The organism is Jeotgalibacillus aurantiacus, from assembly GCF_020595125.1.
GTDB classification, from domain to species: domain Bacteria; phylum Bacillota; class Bacilli; order Bacillales; family Jeotgalibacillaceae; genus Jeotgalibacillus; species Jeotgalibacillus aurantiacus.
In genome coordinates this window covers 365,088-384,791 of the sequence record NZ_JACNMS010000002.1, presented here as the reverse complement: position 1 = coordinate 384,791, position 19,704 = coordinate 365,088, and the positions used below count along the sequence as shown (strand labels likewise).

At 43.3% G+C, this 19,704-nt stretch carries 19 protein-coding genes; 17 read left to right on the top strand and 2 right to left on the bottom strand.

What is annotated here, in order from left to right:
* Window positions 1-30: 30 nt before the first annotated feature.
* The 9 genes from H7968_RS06755 to H7968_RS06715 all read left to right on the top strand — a co-directional run bounded on the left by H7968_RS06755 (window position 31) and on the right by H7968_RS06715 (window position 9,546).
* Window positions 31-1,578: a glycine betaine uptake BCCT transporter gene (locus H7968_RS06755; RefSeq protein WP_227395438.1), complete on the top strand. Its 1,548-nt coding sequence runs from the start codon at window positions 31-33 to the stop codon at window positions 1,576-1,578.
* 186 nt (window positions 1,579-1,764) lie between these two features.
* The gene (locus tag H7968_RS06750; RefSeq protein WP_227395437.1) at window positions 1,765-2,253 is read left to right on the top strand and encodes a MarR family winged helix-turn-helix transcriptional regulator; all 489 of its coding nucleotides are present in this window, start codon (window positions 1,765-1,767) and stop codon (window positions 2,251-2,253) included.
* Window positions 2,254-2,296: 43 nt separating this feature from the next.
* The gene (locus H7968_RS06745; protein WP_227395436.1) at window positions 2,297-2,935 is read left to right on the top strand and encodes a lytic transglycosylase domain-containing protein; all 639 of its coding nucleotides are present in this window, start codon (window positions 2,297-2,299) and stop codon (window positions 2,933-2,935) included.
* Between the two features lie 12 nt (window positions 2,936-2,947).
* Window positions 2,948-3,586 (top strand): thermonuclease family protein, encoded by a 639-nt coding sequence (locus H7968_RS06740; protein ID WP_227395435.1) that lies wholly within the window; start codon window positions 2,948-2,950, stop codon window positions 3,584-3,586.
* Between the two features lie 13 nt (window positions 3,587-3,599).
* Complete coding sequence (locus H7968_RS06735) at window positions 3,600-5,054, top strand: amidase (protein ID WP_227395434.1); 1,455 nt, start codon at window positions 3,600-3,602, stop codon at window positions 5,052-5,054.
* A 238-nt stretch (window positions 5,055-5,292) separates the two neighbouring features.
* Window positions 5,293-8,004, top strand: coding sequence for an aconitate hydratase AcnA (acnA, locus tag H7968_RS06730; protein ID WP_227395433.1), 2,712 nt, complete (start codon window positions 5,293-5,295; stop codon window positions 8,002-8,004).
* Window positions 8,005-8,534: 530 nt separating this feature from the next.
* Complete coding sequence (locus tag H7968_RS06725; RefSeq protein ID WP_166805758.1) at window positions 8,535-8,669, top strand: FbpB family small basic protein; 135 nt, start codon at window positions 8,535-8,537, stop codon at window positions 8,667-8,669.
* Window positions 8,670-8,772: 103 nt separating this feature from the next.
* On the top strand, window positions 8,773-9,216 hold the full coding sequence (locus H7968_RS06720) for an acyl-CoA thioesterase (protein WP_227395432.1): 444 nt from the start codon (window positions 8,773-8,775) through the stop codon (window positions 9,214-9,216).
* An 18-nt stretch (window positions 9,217-9,234) separates the two neighbouring features.
* A complete protein-coding gene (locus H7968_RS06715) occupies window positions 9,235-9,546 on the top strand; it encodes a hypothetical protein (protein WP_227395431.1) in 312 nt (103 codons plus the stop codon).
* 123 nt (window positions 9,547-9,669) lie between these two features.
* On the opposite strand, the gene H7968_RS06710 is transcribed toward H7968_RS06715, so the two are convergent.
* A complete protein-coding gene (locus tag H7968_RS06710) occupies window positions 9,670-9,963 on the bottom strand; it encodes a HesB/YadR/YfhF family protein (RefSeq protein WP_227395430.1) in 294 nt (97 codons plus the stop codon).
* A gap of 82 nt (window positions 9,964-10,045) precedes the next feature.
* Between H7968_RS06710 and H7968_RS06705 the strand changes: the two genes are divergently transcribed.
* Window positions 10,046-10,297: a hypothetical protein gene (locus tag H7968_RS06705; RefSeq protein WP_227395429.1), complete on the top strand. Its 252-nt coding sequence runs from the start codon at window positions 10,046-10,048 to the stop codon at window positions 10,295-10,297.
* A gap of 32 nt (window positions 10,298-10,329) precedes the next feature.
* On the opposite strand, the gene plsY is transcribed toward H7968_RS06705, so the two are convergent.
* On the bottom strand, window positions 10,330-10,914 hold the full coding sequence (gene plsY, locus H7968_RS06700; RefSeq protein ID WP_227395428.1) for a glycerol-3-phosphate 1-O-acyltransferase PlsY: 585 nt from the start codon (window positions 10,912-10,914) through the stop codon (window positions 10,330-10,332).
* A 271-nt stretch (window positions 10,915-11,185) separates the two neighbouring features.
* On the opposite strand from plsY, the gene H7968_RS06695 reads away from it, so the two are divergent.
* The 7 genes from H7968_RS06695 (at window position 11,186) to parC (ending at window position 19,701) form a co-directional block, all read left to right on the top strand.
* Window positions 11,186-12,160: an ABC transporter ATP-binding protein gene (locus H7968_RS06695; protein WP_227395427.1), complete on the top strand. Its 975-nt coding sequence runs from the start codon at window positions 11,186-11,188 to the stop codon at window positions 12,158-12,160.
* Window positions 12,160-12,801 carry an ABC transporter permease gene (locus H7968_RS06690; RefSeq protein WP_227395896.1) on the top strand — a complete coding sequence of 214 codons (642 nt, stop codon included), beginning with the start codon at window positions 12,160-12,162 and terminating at the stop codon, window positions 12,799-12,801. The genes H7968_RS06695 and H7968_RS06690 overlap by 1 nt, the downstream gene beginning before the upstream one ends.
* Window positions 12,802-12,811: 10 nt before the next feature.
* Entirely contained in the window at window positions 12,812-13,723 is a 912-nt protein-coding gene (locus H7968_RS06685; RefSeq protein WP_227395426.1) for a glycine betaine ABC transporter substrate-binding protein, read from the top strand.
* An 11-nt stretch (window positions 13,724-13,734) separates the two neighbouring features.
* Window positions 13,735-14,637, top strand: a complete 903-nt coding sequence (locus tag H7968_RS06680; RefSeq protein ID WP_227395425.1) for an ABC transporter substrate-binding protein — start codon at window positions 13,735-13,737, stop codon at window positions 14,635-14,637.
* A gap of 13 nt (window positions 14,638-14,650) precedes the next feature.
* Window positions 14,651-15,061: a CoA-binding protein gene (locus H7968_RS06675; RefSeq protein ID WP_227395895.1), complete on the top strand. Its 411-nt coding sequence runs from the start codon at window positions 14,651-14,653 to the stop codon at window positions 15,059-15,061.
* A gap of 248 nt (window positions 15,062-15,309) precedes the next feature.
* Window positions 15,310-17,262 carry a DNA topoisomerase IV subunit B gene (gene parE, locus H7968_RS06670; protein WP_227395894.1) on the top strand — a complete coding sequence of 651 codons (1,953 nt, stop codon included), beginning with the start codon at window positions 15,310-15,312 and terminating at the stop codon, window positions 17,260-17,262.
* A 6-nt stretch (window positions 17,263-17,268) separates the two neighbouring features.
* A complete protein-coding gene (gene parC / locus H7968_RS06665) occupies window positions 17,269-19,701 on the top strand; it encodes a DNA topoisomerase IV subunit A (RefSeq protein WP_227395424.1) in 2,433 nt (810 codons plus the stop codon).
* Window positions 19,702-19,704: the final 3 nt, after the last annotated feature.

The window sequence follows — 19,704 nt, the reverse complement described above, 5'->3', positions numbered from 1 at the left end:
CTTCATACAAAATAAGAAAGGAGATTGAAAATGAAAAAAATATCCAGTGTGTTTTGGATTACACTTGCGATCGTATTGGCTGCAGTAATTTATGCCATTGCTGCACCAGGAAGCTTTGAAGAAGCAACCGCCAATGCGCAGGCCTTTGTTTCATCAACATTCGGCTGGTATTACTTAATTATTGTAACCGTGATGGTTATTTTCTGTATTGTTTTAGCAATTACTCCGATTGGACAGATTCGTCTTGGAAAACCGGATGAACGTCCGGAGTATTCTACCAGCACATGGTTTGCTATGCTGTTCAGCGCCGGAATGGGAATTGGACTTGTATTCTGGGGTGCAGCAGAGCCAATGCTGCATTTTGCTAGTGATCCTCCACTTGCAGAAGCAGGCAGTGACCAGGCGCTCCGCGATTCTATGCAATATACTTTCTTCCATTGGGGTCTTCATGCATGGGCCATTTATGCGGTTGTTGCGTTAGCCCTTGCTTATTTTAAATTCCGTAAAAATGAACCCGGCTTAATCTCAGCTACATTGGTTCCGCTATTCGGTGAAAGAATGCGGGGAGGATGGGGAGTTGTTGTTGACGTACTCGCTGTATTTGCAACAGTCGTGGGTGTAGCAACAACACTCGGTTTCGGTGCGATCCAGATCAACGGTGGTCTATCCTATCTTACCGGCATTGATAACAGCTTTGGGGTTCAATTAGTGATTATTGCAGTCGTAACGGTGTTATTTATGATTTCAGCCTGGTCCGGCTTAAGTAAAGGAATCCGTTATTTATCTAACACAAACATGATTTTGGCAGTTGCACTTTTAGTCATTATGCTTGTAATAGGACCAACATTGCTGATTTTAAACCTATTTACTAATTCACTTGGTCTATATGCTCAGAACCTGCTGGAGATGAGCTTCAGATCAGCTCCGCTTGATGGAGGGAATCGTGACTGGATTAATGCCTGGACCATTTTTTATTGGGCATGGTGGATTTCCTGGTCACCATTTGTCGGTATTTTTATTGCCCGTGTATCACGTGGCAGAACGATCCGTGAATTTATGGCAGGTGTCCTTGTACTGCCGTCGTTAGTCAGCTTTTTATGGTTTGCGGTATTCGGAACGAGTGCCATTAATGTTCAGCAGAATGGAACAGACTTAACAGGATTATTAACAGAGGAAGTGCTGTTTGCTGTATTTAATGAATATCAGTTTGGAGCCATTCTTTCAGTGATCGCTGTACTGCTTATCAGCACGTTCTTTATCACATCTGCAGACTCAGCTACATTTGTGCTTGGGATGCAAACGACATACGGTTCTCTTAATCCGCCAAACACAGTAAAGCTTACGTGGGGGCTTGCACAGTCTTCAGTTGCGGTTATTCTACTATTCTCAGGTGGATTGCAGGCGCTGCAAAATGCGCTGATTGTTGCAGCATTACCATTCTCATTTGTCATGATACTCATGATGATTTCAACCTATAAAGCGTTGAATAAAGAAAGAAAAGAGCTTGGGTTGATGATAAAACCGAAAGCTAAAAAAGCTATTCCAGTAAAAACAGATGCTGAATCTGTCTCAAAATAAAAAGATCTAAAAAGCCTCAATCGTGCGTGATTGAGGCTTTTTTTATTAACGTAAATGACTAAGCGAGTTAACAGAAAAGCAGCACATTTTATGAGATGGATCAGAATTTTGTTTGATTAGGAAAGGATTTGTCGATATAGTTAAGTTAAGTAAACTTAACTATAAGCAAGAGAGGTGGCTGGTATCATGAAATCTCTTGAAACATCAGTCAAAGAACTGCTTGCATCCTTTGACGAAATGAGTCATTTATTAACGGATGATTTAAAAACGCTGAATCAATTTGACCTTACACCTCAATCAGAGACATACTTATTGTTTTGTATCGAAAAGGGTCCTGTCACTGCCATTGAGATTGCAAGGGAATTCGGCGTTTCAAAAAGTGCAGTCAGCCAGGTTGTTGCCAGACTTGAAAAAGATAGATTTATAGAGAGGGAGCAGAACCCTGAGAATAAAAGGGAGACGATCATTTATCTTGGCCCTAAAGGAAGAATGTTTGCCCGTAGAATTAAAGACTTTCATGAGAAGATGGTGAATGATTACTATATACATATTTCACAGCCGGAAATTGAACAGATGGTGCGTTCATTAAGGAAGCTGAACGGAATCATCCGTGAAAAAAAGAATACGTCCAGACAGGCAATTCCTGTTCAGCCGTCTAAGGATTCGTTACAATAGATAAAGGTAATGTATGAGATTGAAGAAAGCAGAGGTTGTCAGTATGGCTAAGACATCTAAGAAGAAAAAGACCAGAAGGCGTAAAATAGCACTGACATTCCTTTCAGGATCCGTCGTGATCTTTTTTACAGCGGTCTTTATGATTTTCAGCAACGATGAATATAAAGGTAAAACACTTGATATGCTTGAGCAGAGCGGGGCTCCTGTGGAACTGAAAATACCCGAAGAAAACATACCGATATATAAAAGAGCAGAAGAAACCTATGGAGTGGACTGGAGATTGCTTGCTGCACACCACCGTGTCGAAACACGCTTTTCATCCATGGAGACACTCGTTTCCCCGGTTGGCGCTGAGGGGCATATGCAATTTATGCCTTGTACATTTATCGGGTGGACTCATCCGAGCTGTGAAGGACTCGGAGAAGGAGATATACCTGTTGAGGAACTGACAGATCCTGAAGCAATCGGTTACTACGGCGGCTACGGTGTGGATGCGGATGGGGATGGCGTTGCAGACCCTTATAATCTTGAAGATGCTGTATTCAGCGCTGCGAATTATTTGTCCCAAAACGGCGCTGCAGACGGGGAACTGGAAAGAGCCATCTTTTTATATAACAGGAGTGACCAGTATGTAAAAGATGTCCTCGGGTTTTATGAGGATTACAAACAAAAACATCCATAAAAAGGAGAATCGATGAAAAAGTGTTGGATATTGACAGCTGGGGTGCTTTTATCATCGTGCAGTGAAGAATCATTATCAGGAGAAGTAACATATGTCGTAGATGGGGACACCCTCGATGTGCAGTTCGATGACGGTTCTGAAGAGAGAATCCGTCTACTGCTGATTGATACACCTGAAACAAAACATCCTTCACTTGGCGTCCAGCCGTATGGACCCGAAGCTTCTGAATTTACTTCACGACTTGAAGGTGAGCGGGTTGAACTGGAACTTGATGTGTCTGAAAGAGACCGTTATGGGCGTTTACTAGCTTATGTCTGGCACGATGATGAAATGTTTAATAAAAAGCTTCTGGAAGAAGGCCTTGCCAGAATAGCGGTTTATCCCCCAAACACCAGATATGTGGATGAATTCCGGGCAATCGAAGAAAAAGCGAAGTCTGAGGGCGTTGGTATATGGTCTATTGAAGATTATCAAAGTGCAGAAGATCGTCCGCTTGAAAGTAATGGGTGTGAGATCAAAGGAAATATTAATTCGCAGGGAGATCAAATTTATCATACGCCTGAATCTGCTTACTATGAGCAGACAATACCTGAAGTCTGGTTCTGTTCAGAAAAAGAGGCAGAACAAGCAGGTTTTAGGGCGCCAAAATAGGAGGCTGAACAAAATGAAGCCGGAAGAATTTAAGAACTTTGATGCAACTGGATTAGCCGCACTTGTAAAGGGAAATCAGGTATCACCACGTGAATTGACGGAAACAGCATACGAAGTAATTCTGAAAGAAAACACTTTTGTAAATGCAGTCACCCACCTCAGGATAGAGCAGGCAAGGATCGAAGCGGAAAACGCTGATGTGACCGCTCCATTTGGCGGGGTGCCTATCCTGTTAAAGGATATGTCTCAATATGTAAAAGGGTCACCTGCAACTGCCGGATCGAAACTCCTTGCTCAAAATAAAGCAGCGCATACAAGCCATTTTGTAAGAAGGTTGAAAGATGCGGGATTTATCATTCTCGGGCACACAAATGCACCTGAATTCGGGTTGAAAAATATCACAGAGCCGGTATTACACGGAGCATCGAAAAATCCACTGAACCATGAATACTCTCCGGGTGGATCCAGCGGCGGTGCAGCAGCAGCGCTTGCCAGCGGAATGGTGCCGGTTGCCGGAGCAAGTGATGGTGGTGGTTCAATCAGAATTCCAGCTTCCTTTACCGGGCTGATTGGTCTAAAACCTTCAAGAGGCAGGGTTCCTGTTGGACCGGGAACCGGCAGGCAGTGGCAGGGGGCAGCCATTGATTTCTTTTTGACCAAATCAATCAGAGACACCGCTCAGCTGCTTGACAGTATGCAGGTTTTTCAAAAGGAAGCTGCATTTCATATTCCGCTTTATGAGTCCGGATATTTAAATGCAATGAATGTGAATAGAAAATACAGAGTAGCCTTCTCAACGGATTCTCCTGTTGGAACGCCCGTGAGTGAAGAAGCAAGAAAAGCCGTTTATAAAACGGTTAAGCTGCTTGAAGAAGCGGGATTTGAGTGCGAGGAAGCTGTGCCTCAAATTGATGGGAAACAGCTGATTGAACAGTACTATTTAATGAATTCAGGAGAAATGGCCTCACTTATACATAATTTAGAGCAAGCTTTTGGAAGAAACCTTACACATGAAGATATGGAAATTGAATCATGGGCGCTGTCACAGGCCGGGTTAAAGCTTTCAGCAGGTGAGTTCAGCCGGAGTCTGGCTGCGTGGGATCAGGCTTCAGCCGTCATACATCAATTTCATGAAAAATACGACTTGTATGTTACACCTGCAGCTGCACATATTGCCCCGAAAATTGGCGGGCTGAAGCATTCGGAGGAAATGACAGAGCGGTTGAAGCAAATCGGTTCATTATCTTCAGCAGTACAGCAGCACCTGATCTATGAAATGTTTGAGCCGAGCTTAACGTATACGCCTTATACGCAGCTGGCAAATTTAACGGGTCAGCCCGCCATCAGTCTTCCGATCCACCAGGCGTCAAATGGAATGCCAATAGGGGTTCAGATCATGGCACCTAAAGGTAACGAACATTGGCTTATTCATATTGGCCATTTATTAATGAATGCAGTAAAGGGTTAAAGTTATATCAATAAAGCACTCATTTCGGAAACTATCGAGACCTTATTGATTAAAAAACTTGTCTGAATAGTCTTTTTGAGCACCATGTTTTGGTATTTTCACTTTACGATAACTTATTCTTATCAAATAACATAACTTTATTGATATTTACTTATGAACTTAGTTATATTAAGATTGAATTGTGCGAAAAAAGTTACATAACGTCGCTTGATCATTTATTTTAGAGGGGGAAAAGCAGATGGCAAACCAGGATTTATTTCAGGCTAAGAAATCTTTTGAGCTTGAAGGTAAACGCTATCATTATTATGAATTAAAAGCACTGGAAGAAAAAGGACTTACGAAAATCGCTAAGCTTCCTTATTCAATCCGTGTACTTCTTGAATCTGTATTACGTCAATATGATGGAAGAGTCATCAAAGAAGATCACATCCGTGACCTTGCAAACTGGGGATCAAAAGATGTGTCTGAATCAGAGGTTCCATTTAAGCCTTCACGTGTAATCCTTCAGGACTTTACAGGTGTACCGGCTGTTGTAGACCTTGCTTCACTGCGTGATGCGATGTCAAAAATGGGTGGATCACCTGACAAAATCAACCCTGAAATCCCGGTTGATCTTGTTATTGACCACTCTGTTCAGGTCGACAAGTACGGAACACCTGACGCGCTTCAGGTTAATATGGACCTTGAATTCGAACGTAATGCTGAGCGTTACCAGTTCCTTTCATGGGCACAAAAAGCATTCGATAACTATCGTGCCGTTCCACCTGCAACAGGAATCGTTCACCAGGTAAACCTTGAGTATCTGGCAAATGTCGTTCACGCGATTGAAAATGCTGAAGGTGAAACAATTGCCTTCCCTGATACGCTTGTGGGAACAGACTCCCATACAACAATGATCAACGGAATCGGCGTTCTTGGATGGGGTGTAGGTGGTATTGAAGCTGAAGCAGGCATGCTTGGACAGCCATCATACTTCCCGATTCCTGAAGTAATCGGTGTACGTCTGACGAACCGCCTTCCACAAGGTGCGACAGCAACAGACCTTGCACTGAAAGTAACGCAGGTTCTTCGTCAAAAGGGTGTTGTAGGAAAGTTTGTTGAATTCTTCGGTGAAGGCGTTTCAAACCTTCCGCTTGCTGACCGTGCAACGATCGCCAACATGGCACCTGAGTACGGAGCAACTTGCGGATTCTTCCCGGTAGATGAAGAGTCACTTGATTACATGCGTTTAACGGGCCGTGATGATAAAGATATCAGCGTAGTAAAGGAATACTTAACTCGTAACGATATGTTCTTCACTGCTGATAAAGAAGATCCGACATACACAGACGTGGTTGAGCTTGATCTTTCTGCTGTTGAACCAAACCTGTCCGGTCCAAAACGTCCACAGGATTTGATTCCACTGTCTCACATGCAGAAGGAATTCCATAAAGCACTTACTGCAAAAGAAGGCGTTCAGGGCTTCGGTCTTGAAAAAGAAGAAATCAACAAAGAAGCAGTTGTTGAATTCAACAATGGTGACGTTGCACCAATGAAGACAGGTGCGATTGCGATTGCTGCAATTACAAGCTGTACGAACACATCAAACCCTTACGTTATGCTTGGTGCCGGACTTGTCGCTAAAAAAGCGGTTGAGCTTGGCATGGAAGTACCAAAGTACGTAAAAACTTCTTTGGCTCCTGGATCAAAGGTCGTTTCAGGCTACCTGCGCGACGCTGATCTGCTTGAGCCAATGGCGAAATTAGGATTTGATCTTGTAGGTTACGGTTGTACAACTTGTATCGGAAACTCAGGTCCATTACTTCCTGAAATTGAAAAAACAATTTCAGATAGTGATCTTCTTGTATCTTCTGTTCTTTCCGGTAACCGTAACTTTGAAGGACGTATCCACCCGCTTGTGCGTGCAAACTACCTGGCATCTCCGCCGCTTGTCGTAGCTTATGCACTTGCCGGTACGGTTGATATTGACCTTCAGAACGATCCGATTGGAAAAGGAAAAGACGGTCAGGACATCTTCTTGAAAGACATCTGGCCAACAACAGAAGAAGTTAATGCAATTGTGAAAGCAACTGTAACACCTGAACTGTTCCGTGAAGAATATGAGCGTGTATTTGACAATAACGAAAGATGGAACGAAATTGAAACAAACGATGATGCGCTTTATGCATTCTCTAACGATTCAACTTACATCCAGAACCCGCCATTCTTTGAAGGCCTTACAGAACACCCATCAGACATTGAAGAGCTTAAAGAGCTTCGCGTTGTCGGTAAATTTGGTGACTCTGTAACAACGGACCATATCTCTCCAGCCGGAGCGATTGGTAAAGATACGCCTGCAGGAAAATACTTGCGCGCAAACGGCGTCGAAATCCGCGACTTCAACTCTTACGGATCACGACGTGGTAACCACGAAGTTATGATGCGTGGTACATTTGCCAATATCCGTATCCGTAATCAGATCGCACCTGGAACTGAAGGCGGATTTACAACTCACTGGCCAACCGGTGAAATCATGCCAATCTATGATGCTTGCATGAAGTATCAGGAAGAAGGCACAGGTCTTGTTGTACTGGCCGGAAAAGACTACGGCATGGGATCATCCCGTGACTGGGCAGCAAAAGGTACAAATCTGCTTGGTATTAAAACGGTTATCGCAGAAAGCTATGAAAGAATTCACCGTTCAAACCTTGTATTCATGGGCGTACTTCCTCTGCAGTTTAAAAAGGGAGAAAGCGCTGAAACACTTGGTTTAACAGGAAAAGAATCCATTGCAGTAAACATCACAAACGATGTGAAACCGCGTGATATCCTGACAGTAACAGCAACATCTGAAGACGGTACAGTTAAACAATTCGAAGTTCTGGCACGTTTCGATTCTGAAGTGGAAGTAGATTACTACAGACACGGCGGCATCCTGCGCATGGTCCTTCGCGACAAACTGACTGTTTAATCATTAAACCAAAAAATGCCTGCACTGATCACCAGTGCAGGTGTTTTTTTGATTTTCCTACATACCAGACAAGGGGGCAGGTACCACCTGTAGACTCCTGTGAGACTTAACAACGATGTCCGAAAACACACATATTTAATGTAACAGAGGGCCTGCCTCATCCGAAGACTCCTGCGGCAGAGAAGCGACAGGTGAGACAACGTAGTGCGGAGCACTAGTTGGCTCACCGCGCGGCCTTAGAAAAGCGGAGGCGACTCGTCCAGCCCCGACAAGCATAAGGCGAAGATGAAAAGAGGGCTGTACTTTGCCCACGTTCATCTTTGACTTATGACCTCGAGGGGCTAGTCGCCGCAGCTAAACAAAGGAAAGCGCAGGATGGTCATGCCCCGGTTGTTAATTACAATCTTTAATTAAACACACATCTAATGAATTCACAAAATAGAAACATTATGCAAAAAATTAAAATTTTCAATCAATTTATGTTTATTCCTCCCTAATCAGTGTCATACTGTAATGAGGAGGTGCACTTCATGCGCAATAAAGGAAAAACATTTCAGGAACTGATGGCAGAGAATCGGTCTGACATTCAAAAAGATCCCGTCAAAATGGATCTGATAGAAGAAAAGCTTGAAAAAAGATGGCTGGCATTCGGTCAGAAAAATTAATGCAGATCGCATTCTGTCCTGGTGGATAGGGTGCTTTTATTTTGCCTGTGGACATCGTGCGTTATAATAGGGCTATAGAAATTTGAAAGGGTGTATACATAAAATGCTAACAGCTGAAAAAACCATAGAAGTCCGGTATGCTGAAACGGATCAGATGGGCGTCGTTTATCATGCTAACTACTTAATCTGGATGGAAATTGGACGTACGTCACTAATAGAGGAAATGGGCTTCAGGTATGCGGAAATGGAAGATGCGGGAATTCTTGCCCCGGTCATGGATGTGAACATTTCGTATAAAACACCTGTGAGATATGGACAAAAAGCAGTGATTCGCACCTGGATGGATCACTACGACGGTCTCAGAACTCATTACGCTTACGAAATTGTAACGGAGGACGGACAGGTTGCTGCTACCGGATTAACGAAACACGTTTGTGTTAAGAAAGAAAATTTTCGTCCCATCTCAGTGAAAAAATATTTTCCTGAATGGCATGAAGCATGTGAACAACATAAAAAACAGGCAGTTGGCAGTTCGGGTATAAAATAGCTAAGAAGGTGAAACAGCATGGCTTTTGGCATCAAACGTGAGGAAATCACAGAGTGGAAGAGCAAAATTGATCAGGGAGAAATCGCATTTCTTACCCACTACTGGCTCGATGACCGTTTTCAGCATATGAAAACCGTAACGAAAGCAGGAGGCAAAAATCTGGAAGATCTTGCTGAATGGGGAAGAAAATATAATCTGAAGAAAGAATGGATTCACCAAAGGATAGATGGCTATTCACATTTTGACCTGATTGGTGACATCCAGTACGAGATTCTAAAAAAAGAGGGGCTTGAACAGCATATTAGCCGGTTCAACCTGAAACGGCGTTAGATCCATTTAATAGTCACGGCAGAATGAAAATCAGCAGAATAAAGTCAGGGTCATTCCGAAAGAATGACCCTGTGTTGATAAATCATTGTATAAACTGATCAGTAAACGCCTTTGTGTTGCTTTTTACTCCTTAGAATAATCGTATTCAGGACCATCCGATTTACTGCTGTAGCTTACGTTTAAGTCGTGGCCGTCAAAATACCAGATATCCTTTTCCTCAATAAAGAAGTGAATACCTGATTTCTCGGTTTCTGCTGCCGGTTCTACAGGCTCATCTTTACTGACACCCAGCGAGAAACCTTCCTGAACCTTACTGGAGCCTCCATACCGTGCAAAAAATCGTACGTGCTCACCTTCGTCAATTTGCATTTCTTTTTTGAACCATTCAATGACATCATCAGATAGCGAGATATTCATATGTTTACGCTCCTTCCTTTAAAACCTGAGTTTGGTTCATTATAATGTAATCATGACTGACATACAAAGAAAGGGTGTTTTGATGGAAAGAAAATTATTTTTATGGATCGGCCTGTTCATTTTTCCTGGAATGGCGTTACAAACGCTGCTTCAGGTTGAGTCATCTTACTGGATAGAAGCATTCATAGCAATTGCTGTCGCAGCTGTCATTTATACGGTCCTGATCGTGTTGAAAGATAAAAACCGTACAGCATGGCTGGCGAGTCTCACACTGCTTGGAGCAGCTGCTGTCTTATTTATTTTTATCGGGGAATCGGTGTTTCCTCATCATTAAAACGAAAAAATGGATGTAGGGAGAGAGGCTCCCTACATCCATTTTATTTTCGGTTCAGTTCCGTTTTTGATCCTTATAATATTATCTTTATGTCTGATAATGACAAACCCTGCCATGATCGCCACAATTATAAACAAAATAAGATCTTTCGGAAAGATCAGGCAGTAAACGATTGCAAACAGCCCTGCAATCATTGAGGAAAGTGAGACGTATTTACTGATTTTAAGTGCAATCAGAAAACATAAGACCACGAGCACAAATAGCAATGGTTCATAACCAAGAAGAACACCAGAAGACGTTGCAACTGCTTTACCGCCACGGAAGCCTGCAAATATAGGGAAAATATGACCTATGACGGAAACCGCTCCGGCATAAAGCATCAGCTCAGGACGGTCAAAAGCCAGCGGTAATAAGGTAGCTGCGGTCCCTTTAAGAATATCCATGACCGTTACAATGGCACCTGCTTTTTTGCCGAGAACTCTGAAGGTATTGGTTGCCCCTAAATTTCCACTGCCAAAATTTCGAATATCCTTCTTGAAAAATGCTTTCCCTATCCAGAGACCGGACGGGATGGACCCGATTATGTATGCTGCAAGAAACAAAACAACAAATTCCATTTAATAATCCCCTTATCTTACCGTGAAATTCATGTAAATTCACTTATTAATCCATATTTATGTATGAGAACCACTAAGTAAAACCGTCTTATTCAAGTGAAGTTCATATGGTCTATTTTATCATGAAAAGCCCGGTACTAACGATAAAAATTTCTTCAAGTTTCTTTTCTCGAAAAATAATAATACAAACACCGACAAAAAACGATAAAAAATGTTTATGACGTTTTTACTAGGGAATTAAGAAAAAAAGAATGAAATTGGGGGTAGATCTATGATTGTATTTAAAAATGTTTCAAAAACCTTTGAAGATGGCACAGAAGCCATTAAAGACATGAACTTACATATTGAAGAAGGTAAGCTTGTAGCGCTGATTGGTCCAAGCGGCTGCGGCAAAACGACTACAATGAAGATGATTAACCGGCTGATCAGTATTTCTTCCGGAACCATCGAAATCGACGGAAAGGATACGAGTCAGGTCAGTGAGGTGGAATTAAGAAGGAATATTGGCTATGTCATTCAGCGGATTGGGCTGTTTCCCCATATGACAATTGAGGAAAATGTAGGCCTGATCCCGAAGCTGAAAGGCAAAAAGAAAAATGAGTACATGGAACGCGTCGATGAACTTCTGAAACTTGTCGGCCTTGAGCCGGACATTTATAAGAAGCGTTATCCACTTGAGCTGAGCGGTGGACAGCAGCAGCGTGTCGGCGTAGTCAGAGCGCTTGCGGGTGAACCGCCTATCATTTTAATGGATGAACCGTTCAGTGCACTCGATCCAATCAGCAGGGAACAGCTGCAGGAAGAATTAAAACAGCTGCAGTCATCCATTAAGAAGACAATTGTTTTTGTCACGCACGACATGGATGAAGCACTGAAAATTGCGGATGAAATTGTCGTGATGAAAGACGGGGTCATTGAGCAGATTGCTACACCTCAGGAGCTTGTTGAACATCCTGCAAATGATTTTGTCCGGTCTTTTATCGGAGAAGAACGGATTCAAACACACATGTCTAATCCCTCACAACAGAGTATTGCCTCATTTGTTGAATCATCAATGATATCAGACATAACCAGCCAGCACTCATTAGATAAAAAAGAGTCCCTGCAATCAGCAGTGCGGTTTATGCTTAAACACGGGCTTGACCATGTAGCTGTCACTGATGATGGTGACCCTGTTGGAACAGTTGAAAAAAACACCCTCCTTGCAGTGCTTGCAGGCATTGATCGTGAGGAGGTGAAACGATGATACAGTCATTTTTCGATACCGTTATTCAGAGACAGGACTTAATTATTGAGAGTACACTTGAACATTTGTATTTATCCTTTACTGCCATTTTTATTGCCATCCTGATCAGCCTTCCTCTTGGCATCTTTATATCACGTAATCAGAGGGTTGCTGAGTTTTATATTGGCATCACTGCCGTTTTTCAGACCATTCCTAGTCTGGCTCTTTTCGGTTTTCTCGTTCCGATTTTGGGAATCGGCTTTGAAACAGCATTAATTGCTTTAATTATTTATGCCCTTCTTCCGATTTTAAGAAATACATATACCGGCATAACCGGAGTGGACGAGGGCGTGATTGAAGCAGGAAAAGGGATGGGGATGACGGGCAGCCAGATTCTTTTTAAGATTGAACTGCCGCTTTCACTGCCATTTCTGATGGCCGGAATCAGGACTGCAACTGTCCTTACAGTAGGTGTGGCGACACTCGCAACGTTTGTCGGCGCGGGAGGTCTGGGTGATGTCATCTGGAGAGGCCTGCAATCTTATAACAATAACCTTGTGCTTGCTGGTGCGATTCCGGTTGCCCTGCTTGCGCTGTTGTTTGATTTTGTTTTAAAAATACTTGAGAAAAAAACAACGCCAAAAGGGTTGAAATCAAAATAGGGGTGACGGAATGAAAAAGTGGTCAAAAACAGCATCTGGAATGGTAATCGCATCATCAGCATTTGTCATGGGGGCATGTGGTAATACATCGGGGAGTGCGGATGAGCCGATTATTGTGGCAGGAAAACCATGGACAGAGCAATACATACTCCCGCATATTCTTGAGCTTTATATCGAAGGTAATTCAGATTATGAAGTTGAGCTCGAAGAAGGACTTGGAGAGGTGGCCATTCTGACTCCTTCCATTGAGAATGGTGATATTGATATGTATGTCGAATATACCGGAACAGGGCTTGAAGCAGTGCTGAATGAAAAAGCAGACCAGGGTGAATCAAGTGAATCCATTCTGGAGAGAGTAAGGGAAGGTTACGAGGAGCGCTATGAAGTGGCTTGGCTTGAGCCTTTGGGATTTGAAAACAGCTATACAATGGCTTATGCAGCAGATTCCGGCATTACGGCAACCACCTATACAGAGCTTGCAGAAGTCAGTAATGAGCTGATCTTCGGCGCACCACACTCTTTTTATGAGCGTGAAGGAGACGGTTATGATGCGCTAGTAGAGGCTTATGGCTATGAATTTATGTCTGCAGAAAGCTTTGATGCAAGTATTATGTATGATGCGGTGAGAACCGGTCAGGTCGATGTCATACCTGCATTTACAACAGATGGCCGTATCGAGCGCTTTAATCTCGTTACGACTGAGGATGATCTGGGATTTTTCCCGAAATATGACGCTGTTCCGATTGTCAGAATGGACATCCTTGAAGATTATCCGGAGCTTGAAGAGGTCATTAACGGACTTGCCGGACAGATATCAGATGAGGAAATGCAGGAGATGAATGCACGTGTTGATATTGACGGAGATGATTACCGTACCGTTGCCGAGGAATTTTTACAATCAAAAGGACTAATTGAAGAATAGGACGTGAGCATATGAAAAAAACAGCTGTATTAATCACAATCTCATCAACATTAATCTTAGGAGCATGCGGATCGGATTCCGGAAGTGGATCAGACCTTGATCCGATTGTTGTATCCGGTAAACCGTGGACGGAACAGTATATTCTGCCGCATATTCTCGAAATGTACATTGAACATCATTCTGATTACGAAGTGGACCTGCAGCAAGGACTTGGAGAGGTGGCCATTCTTCAGCCGGCGCTTGAAAACGGTGATATTGATATGTACGTGGAATATACGGGTACAGGCCTTGAAGCGGTATTGGGTGAACAGGCAGAAGAAGGAGAATCCAGTGAGAGTATTCTTGAAAGGGTCCGTACAGGATATGAAGAAGCGTATGAGATTACCTGGCTTGAGCCTTTAGGATTTGCCAATGACTATACGATGGCTTTTGCGGAAGATGCTGATTTTTCAGCAGAAACGTATTCGGACCTTGCAGAGATTTCAAGTGACCTGACCTTCGGTGCACCACACGCCTTTTACGAGAGGCAGGGTGACGGATACGATGCCCTGGTTGAAGCTTATGGCTATGAGTTTGCTGCTACAGAAAGCTTTGATGCAAATATCATGTATGAAGCTGTGCAAAATGGTGAGGTAGACGTGATCCCTGCTTTTACAACTGATGGTCGTATCGAGCGCTTTAATCTCCAGACGACTGAAGATGATCTGGGGTTTTTCCCTAAATATGATGCAGTCCCTGTAGTCAGACAGGAAGTACTTGAAACGTATACTGAACTCGAAGAAGTTCTGAGCGGCCTTGCAGGTCAGATTACGGAAGAAGATATGCAGGCCATGAACGCCCGGGTTGATATAGACGGAGATGACTATGCAACCGTTGCAGAGGAGTTTTTAATGGAGAAAGGTTTAATTGAATAGGAGGATCAAGATGATCAATAATCCATCAAGAGAACAGATCAAAGAAATTCTGGACACATCAAAAAGAATTGCAGTGATCGGTTTAAGTGATGATCCGTCAAGAACATCATACGGAGTATCTGAAGCGATGCAGGCAGCGGGGTACGAAATTATTCCTGTCAATCCGATGATTAAAGAAGCTTTAGGTGTTAAGGCAGTGAAGAACCTGTCAGAAATTGAAGGTAAAATTGATATTGTGAATGTTTTCAGACGATCGGTATTTTTACCGGAACTTGCAGAGGATTTTCTAAAATCTGATGCACCTGTTTTCTGGACGCAGCTTGGCGTGGTGGATGAGGAAGTATTCCGTAAAGTCGAATCAGCAGGCCGTACCGTCATTATGGACCGGTGTATCAAGGTTGAACACAGTCTGACCAGATCTTAAAAGAGTGGAACTGACGCAATTGCGTCAGTTCCGTTTTTTATGTCAACGAGATAAAAATTATGTTTAAAATAAGTTAAAGATCCTCGAAAAAAGGAGCATAAAGGAATGAAAAGATGTAAGATGCATTTGAAATCAATCATAGAAAAAGGATAGAATATGATGGGAACCAGGTGAAATATGCTATAATAAAGAAAAACGAACACCTGTTTGTACGGTTGGAAGGGGAATTATTTGTGGCTAAAAAAGCAATGATGGAATATAACGACGATGCCATCCAGGTGCTCGAGGGACTTGAAGCAGTACGAAAGCGTCCCGGGATGTATATCGGTTCAACTGATGCCAGAGGACTTCACCATCTGGTATATGAGATTGTAGATAATTCCGTCGATGAAGCACTCGGCGGGTATGGCGAACGAATTGACGTGAAAATTCATGAGGATGACAGTATTTCTGTCCGGGATTTCGGACGGGGGATGCCTACCGGAATTCACCGGTCGGGCAAGCCGACTCCAGAAGTCATTTTTACCGTTCTTCATGCAGGCGGAAAATTTGGACAGGGTGGATACAAAACGAGTGGAGGCCTGCACGGTGTCGGTGCTTCAGTTGTGAATGCACTATCTGAATGGCTAGAGGTAACGATCTACCGTGATGGTTTTATTTATAAGCAGCGGTTTGAATCAGGCGGTAAGCCGGTAACGACGCTTGAGAAAGCCGGTAAAACAAAAGAATCCGGAACTTATATTCACTTTAAGCCGGATCCATCGATTTTTAGTGTCACTCATTTTAATTACGAGACGTTAAGTGAACGGCTTAGAGAAAGTGCTTTTTTACTGAAGGGTTTTACAATTGATATTGAGGATAAGCGTGACGGCAACAAAGAAACGTTTAAATTCGATACAGGAATTGAAGCATTTGTTTCGTACCTTAACGAAGAGAAAGATACGCTCCACCCGGTCGTGTCATTTGAAGGCTCACAGAACGGCATTGAAGCGGAATTTGCTTTTCAGTTCAATGACGGGTTTTCTGAAACCGTTCTGTCCTTTGTCAATAATGTAAGAACCAAAGATGGCGGGACTCATGAAGCAGGTGCAAAAACAGCAGTCACCCGTGTATTTAATGAATACGCGAGAAAAGTAAATCTCCTGAAGGAAAAAGATAAAAACCTTGAAGGGTCAGATATCAGAGAAGGTTTTGCAAGTGTCATTTCTGTCAGGGTTCCAGAAGAAATTCTGCAATTTGAAGGACAGACCAAAAGTAAACTTGGAACAACAGAGGCAAGGTCTGCCGTTGACAGCATTATTGCAGGAGAGTTGCTCTATTTTCTGGAGGAAAACCCGGAGATCAGCACACTGTTAATCAAAAAGGCGATTCGTGCACAACAGGCGAGGGAGGCTGCAAGAAGAGCCAGGGAAGATGCACGTAATGGAAAGAAAAGAAAAAAGTCAGATACAATTCTTTCCGGAAAGCTGACACCTGCCCAGTCAAGGAATGCGGCTAAAAACGAATTATATCTCGTCGAGGGTGATTCTGCCGGTGGAAGTGCAAAGCAGGGACGTGACAGGAAGTTTCAGGCAGTCCTGCCGCTCCGCGGAAAAGTCATCAACACTGAAAAAGCCAAGCTTGCTGATATATTTAAAAATGAAGAGATTAATACGATTATCCATGCAATCGGTGCAGGTGTAGGTGCTGATTTTAATCTGGATGATGTTCAATACGATAAAATTGTCATCATGACCGATGCCGATACGGATGGTGCACATATTCAGGTCTTACTTCTGACATTCTTCTACCGTTACATGAAACCGCTTGTGGAGGCTGGAAGAGTGTATATTGCCCTGCCGCCACTGTACAAGGTAAGTAAGGGAAGCGGGAAGAAAGAAGTAATTGAGTATGCATGGACAGATGATGAACTCGGTTCGGTTACAAAAAAGGTCGGGAAAGGTTATATGCTTCAGCGTTACAAAGGACTTGGTGAGATGAATGCTTCCCAGCTCTGGGAAACAACCATGGATCCCGCTACGAGGACGCTGATCCGCGTTAGAATCGATGATGGTGCAAGAGCGGAACGCAGAGTGACCACTTTGATGGGGGATAAAGTAGAGCCGCGCAGAAGGTGGATTGAATCCCACGTCGCGTTTGGTCTTGAAGATAACCAGAATATTTTAGAGAATGAGTCAATCATGGTTTCGGAGGAGGAATAAGCTTTTATGACAGCAACAGAACGCTTTCAAGATCTTCCTCTCGAAGAAGTTTTAGGGGACAGATTTGGACGATACAGTAAATACATTATTCAGGAGCGGGCTCTTCCAGACGCAAGGGATGGACTGAAGCCTGTTCAAAGACGAATTCTTTATGCCATGCATATGGAAGGAAACACGCATGAAAAAGGCTTTCGTAAATCTGCTAAAACCGTCGGAAATGTAATCGGTAATTATCATCCGCACGGTGATTCGTCTGTGTATGATGCGATGGTTCGGATGAGCCAGTCATGGAAAGTGCGTAACCGTCTTGTTGAAATGCACGGTAATAACGGTAGTATTGACGGGGATCCTGCGGCAGCAATGCGATATACAGAGGCAAGGCTGTCAGCGATCTCAGGGGAATTGCTCCGCGATATTGATTCGGAGACCGTTGATCATATTCCAAACTTTGATGATACTTCAGAAGAGCCCGTTGTTCTGCCTGCACGTTATCCAAACCTGCTGGTTAATGGATCTACAGGAATTTCAGCCGGATATGCCACTGAAATTCCGCCTCATCATTTAGGTGAGGTCATTGATGCTGCCGTTATGCGCATCGAAGATCCGTCATGTACGGTGGATGATCTCATGAAAGTCATCAAAGGTCCGGATTTTCCTACAGGTGGCATTATTCAGGGTGTTGACGGCATCAAAAACGCCTATGAAACCGGAAAAGGTAAAATTGTCATTCGCGGAAAAGTTGATATTGAAGACATCCGCGGAGGTAAACAGCAGCTGGTCATTACAGAAATTCCTTACGAGGTCAACAAAGCCGTTCTCGTTAAAAAAATGGATGAGTTCCGTGCAGACCGTAAAGTGGAAGGAATTGCAGAAGTTCGTGATGAAACAGACAGAACCGGACTGCGGATTGTCATCGAGCTGAAAAAAGAAGCAGACGCGACAGGCGTACTCAACTTCCTGTACAAAAATTCAGATCTGCAGGTACATTACAACTTTAATATGGTTGCCATTTATAATAAACGCCCGATGCTGATGGGGCTGAACAGTCTTCTTGATGCGTATATTGAGCATCAGAAGGAAGTTGTGACAAGAAGAACGAAATTCGACTATGATAAAGCACAGAAAAGAAAACATATCGTTGAAGGTCTGATCAAAGCCTTATCCGTGCTTGACGAAGTAATTGAGGCAATCAGAGCTTCCAAGGATAAAAAAGATGCGAAGGAGAACATCAAACGGCTGTTTGATTTCACAGAAGCACAGGCAGAGGCCATTGTGTCCTTACAGCTTTACCGCTTAACAAACACAGATGTGACGGCACTTCAAAAAGAAGCTGAAGAACTGGATGCCAAAGTGGAACAGCTCGAGGCTATTTTGAATAATGAAACGAAGCTGATGTCTGTCATTAAGAAAGAATTAAGAGGTATCCAAAAGCAGTACCAAAATGACCGTTTATCTGTGATTGAAGATGTCATTGAAGATATCAAGATTAATATGGAAGTACTCATTGCCAGTGAAGATGTCATTGCATCGGTAACGGCTGACGGCTATATTAAACGGACATCGCTGCGATCTTATTCCGCATCCAATGGTAAGGATTTTGCGATGAAGGAATCAGACAGGATGCTTGGGCTCTTTAACATCAATACGACGGAGTCCATTCTGCTGTTCACAAATAAAGGGAACTATATTCACTATCCGGTCCATCTGCTGCCGGAAATCCGCTGGAAGGATCTCGGTCAGCACGTATCATCACTCGTGACGCTTGAGAAGGATGAGCAGCTTGTACGCGTAATTCCGGTAAATGATTTCAGTGGTGAAAAGTATCTGACGTTCATTACACGAAATGGGATGCTGAAAAAATCAGAACTCTCACTTTATAATGCTCAGCGAACAGCGAGAGCACTCGTTGCTTTAAATGTGAAAAAAGGCGATGAGCTTCTTGATGTTTTCGTGACTGACGGAACGAAAGAAATACTTCTTGCCACGTCACTTGGCTATGGACTTCGATTCCACGAATCTGAAGCTGCACCAATTGGTCAGCGTGCAGCTGGTGTGAAAGGAATCAACCTGAAGGATGGCGACGAAGTCATCGGAGGACAGATTGTATCAGAGGAATCTCAGCTGATTGTGATGACACAGCGCGGATCTGTAAAGAAAATGTCAGTGTCAGAATTCGAGTTGAGCGGCAGAGCGAAAAGAGGACTGGTCATGCTGAGGGAACTGAAAAGTAATCCTCACCGGATTGTCGGCATCCTTGCCGTTGAAAATAAATCAGATATCGCTGTTTCCGCAGAAACGGAAAAGGGAGAGCGGATTGCGATCAATCCTGCCTCACTCAGGGTGAATGACCGATACTCAAACGGCTCCTTTGTCATTGATGAACAGAAGAGTGGTAAGGTCAAGAAGGTATGGTTTGAATTGAACACAGAAGAGGTTTAATAA

Coding starts and splice junctions, on each gene's coding strand:
- H7968_RS06755 (WP_227395438.1), top strand. CDS start 31: ATGAAAAAAATATCCAGTGTGTTTTGGATTACACTTGCGATCGTATTG.
- H7968_RS06725 (WP_166805758.1), top strand. CDS start 8,535: ATGCGCAATAAAGGAAAAACATTTCAGGAACTGATGGCAGAGAATCGG.
- H7968_RS06705 (WP_227395429.1), top strand. CDS start 10,046: ATGGAAAGAAAATTATTTTTATGGATCGGCCTGTTCATTTTTCCTGGA.
- H7968_RS06685 (WP_227395426.1), top strand. CDS start 12,812: ATGAAAAAGTGGTCAAAAACAGCATCTGGAATGGTAATCGCATCATCA.
- acnA (WP_227395433.1), top strand. CDS start 5,293: ATGGCAAACCAGGATTTATTTCAGGCTAAGAAATCTTTTGAGCTTGAA.
- H7968_RS06720 (WP_227395432.1), top strand. CDS start 8,773: ATGCTAACAGCTGAAAAAACCATAGAAGTCCGGTATGCTGAAACGGAT.
- parE (WP_227395894.1), top strand. CDS start 15,310: ATGATGGAATATAACGACGATGCCATCCAGGTGCTCGAGGGACTTGAA.
- H7968_RS06750 (WP_227395437.1), top strand. CDS start 1,765: ATGAAATCTCTTGAAACATCAGTCAAAGAACTGCTTGCATCCTTTGAC.
- H7968_RS06710 (WP_227395430.1), bottom strand. CDS start 9,963: ATGAATATCTCGCTATCTGATGATGTCATTGAATGGTTCAAAAAAGAA.
- plsY (WP_227395428.1), bottom strand. CDS start 10,914: ATGGAATTTGTTGTTTTGTTTCTTGCAGCATACATAATCGGGTCCATC.
- H7968_RS06745 (WP_227395436.1), top strand. CDS start 2,297: ATGGCTAAGACATCTAAGAAGAAAAAGACCAGAAGGCGTAAAATAGCA.
- parC (WP_227395424.1), top strand. CDS start 17,269: ATGACAGCAACAGAACGCTTTCAAGATCTTCCTCTCGAAGAAGTTTTA.
- H7968_RS06740 (WP_227395435.1), top strand. CDS start 2,948: ATGAAAAAGTGTTGGATATTGACAGCTGGGGTGCTTTTATCATCGTGC.
- H7968_RS06735 (WP_227395434.1), top strand. CDS start 3,600: ATGAAGCCGGAAGAATTTAAGAACTTTGATGCAACTGGATTAGCCGCA.
- H7968_RS06695 (WP_227395427.1), top strand. CDS start 11,186: ATGATTGTATTTAAAAATGTTTCAAAAACCTTTGAAGATGGCACAGAA.
- H7968_RS06715 (WP_227395431.1), top strand. CDS start 9,235: ATGGCTTTTGGCATCAAACGTGAGGAAATCACAGAGTGGAAGAGCAAA.
- H7968_RS06680 (WP_227395425.1), top strand. CDS start 13,735: ATGAAAAAAACAGCTGTATTAATCACAATCTCATCAACATTAATCTTA.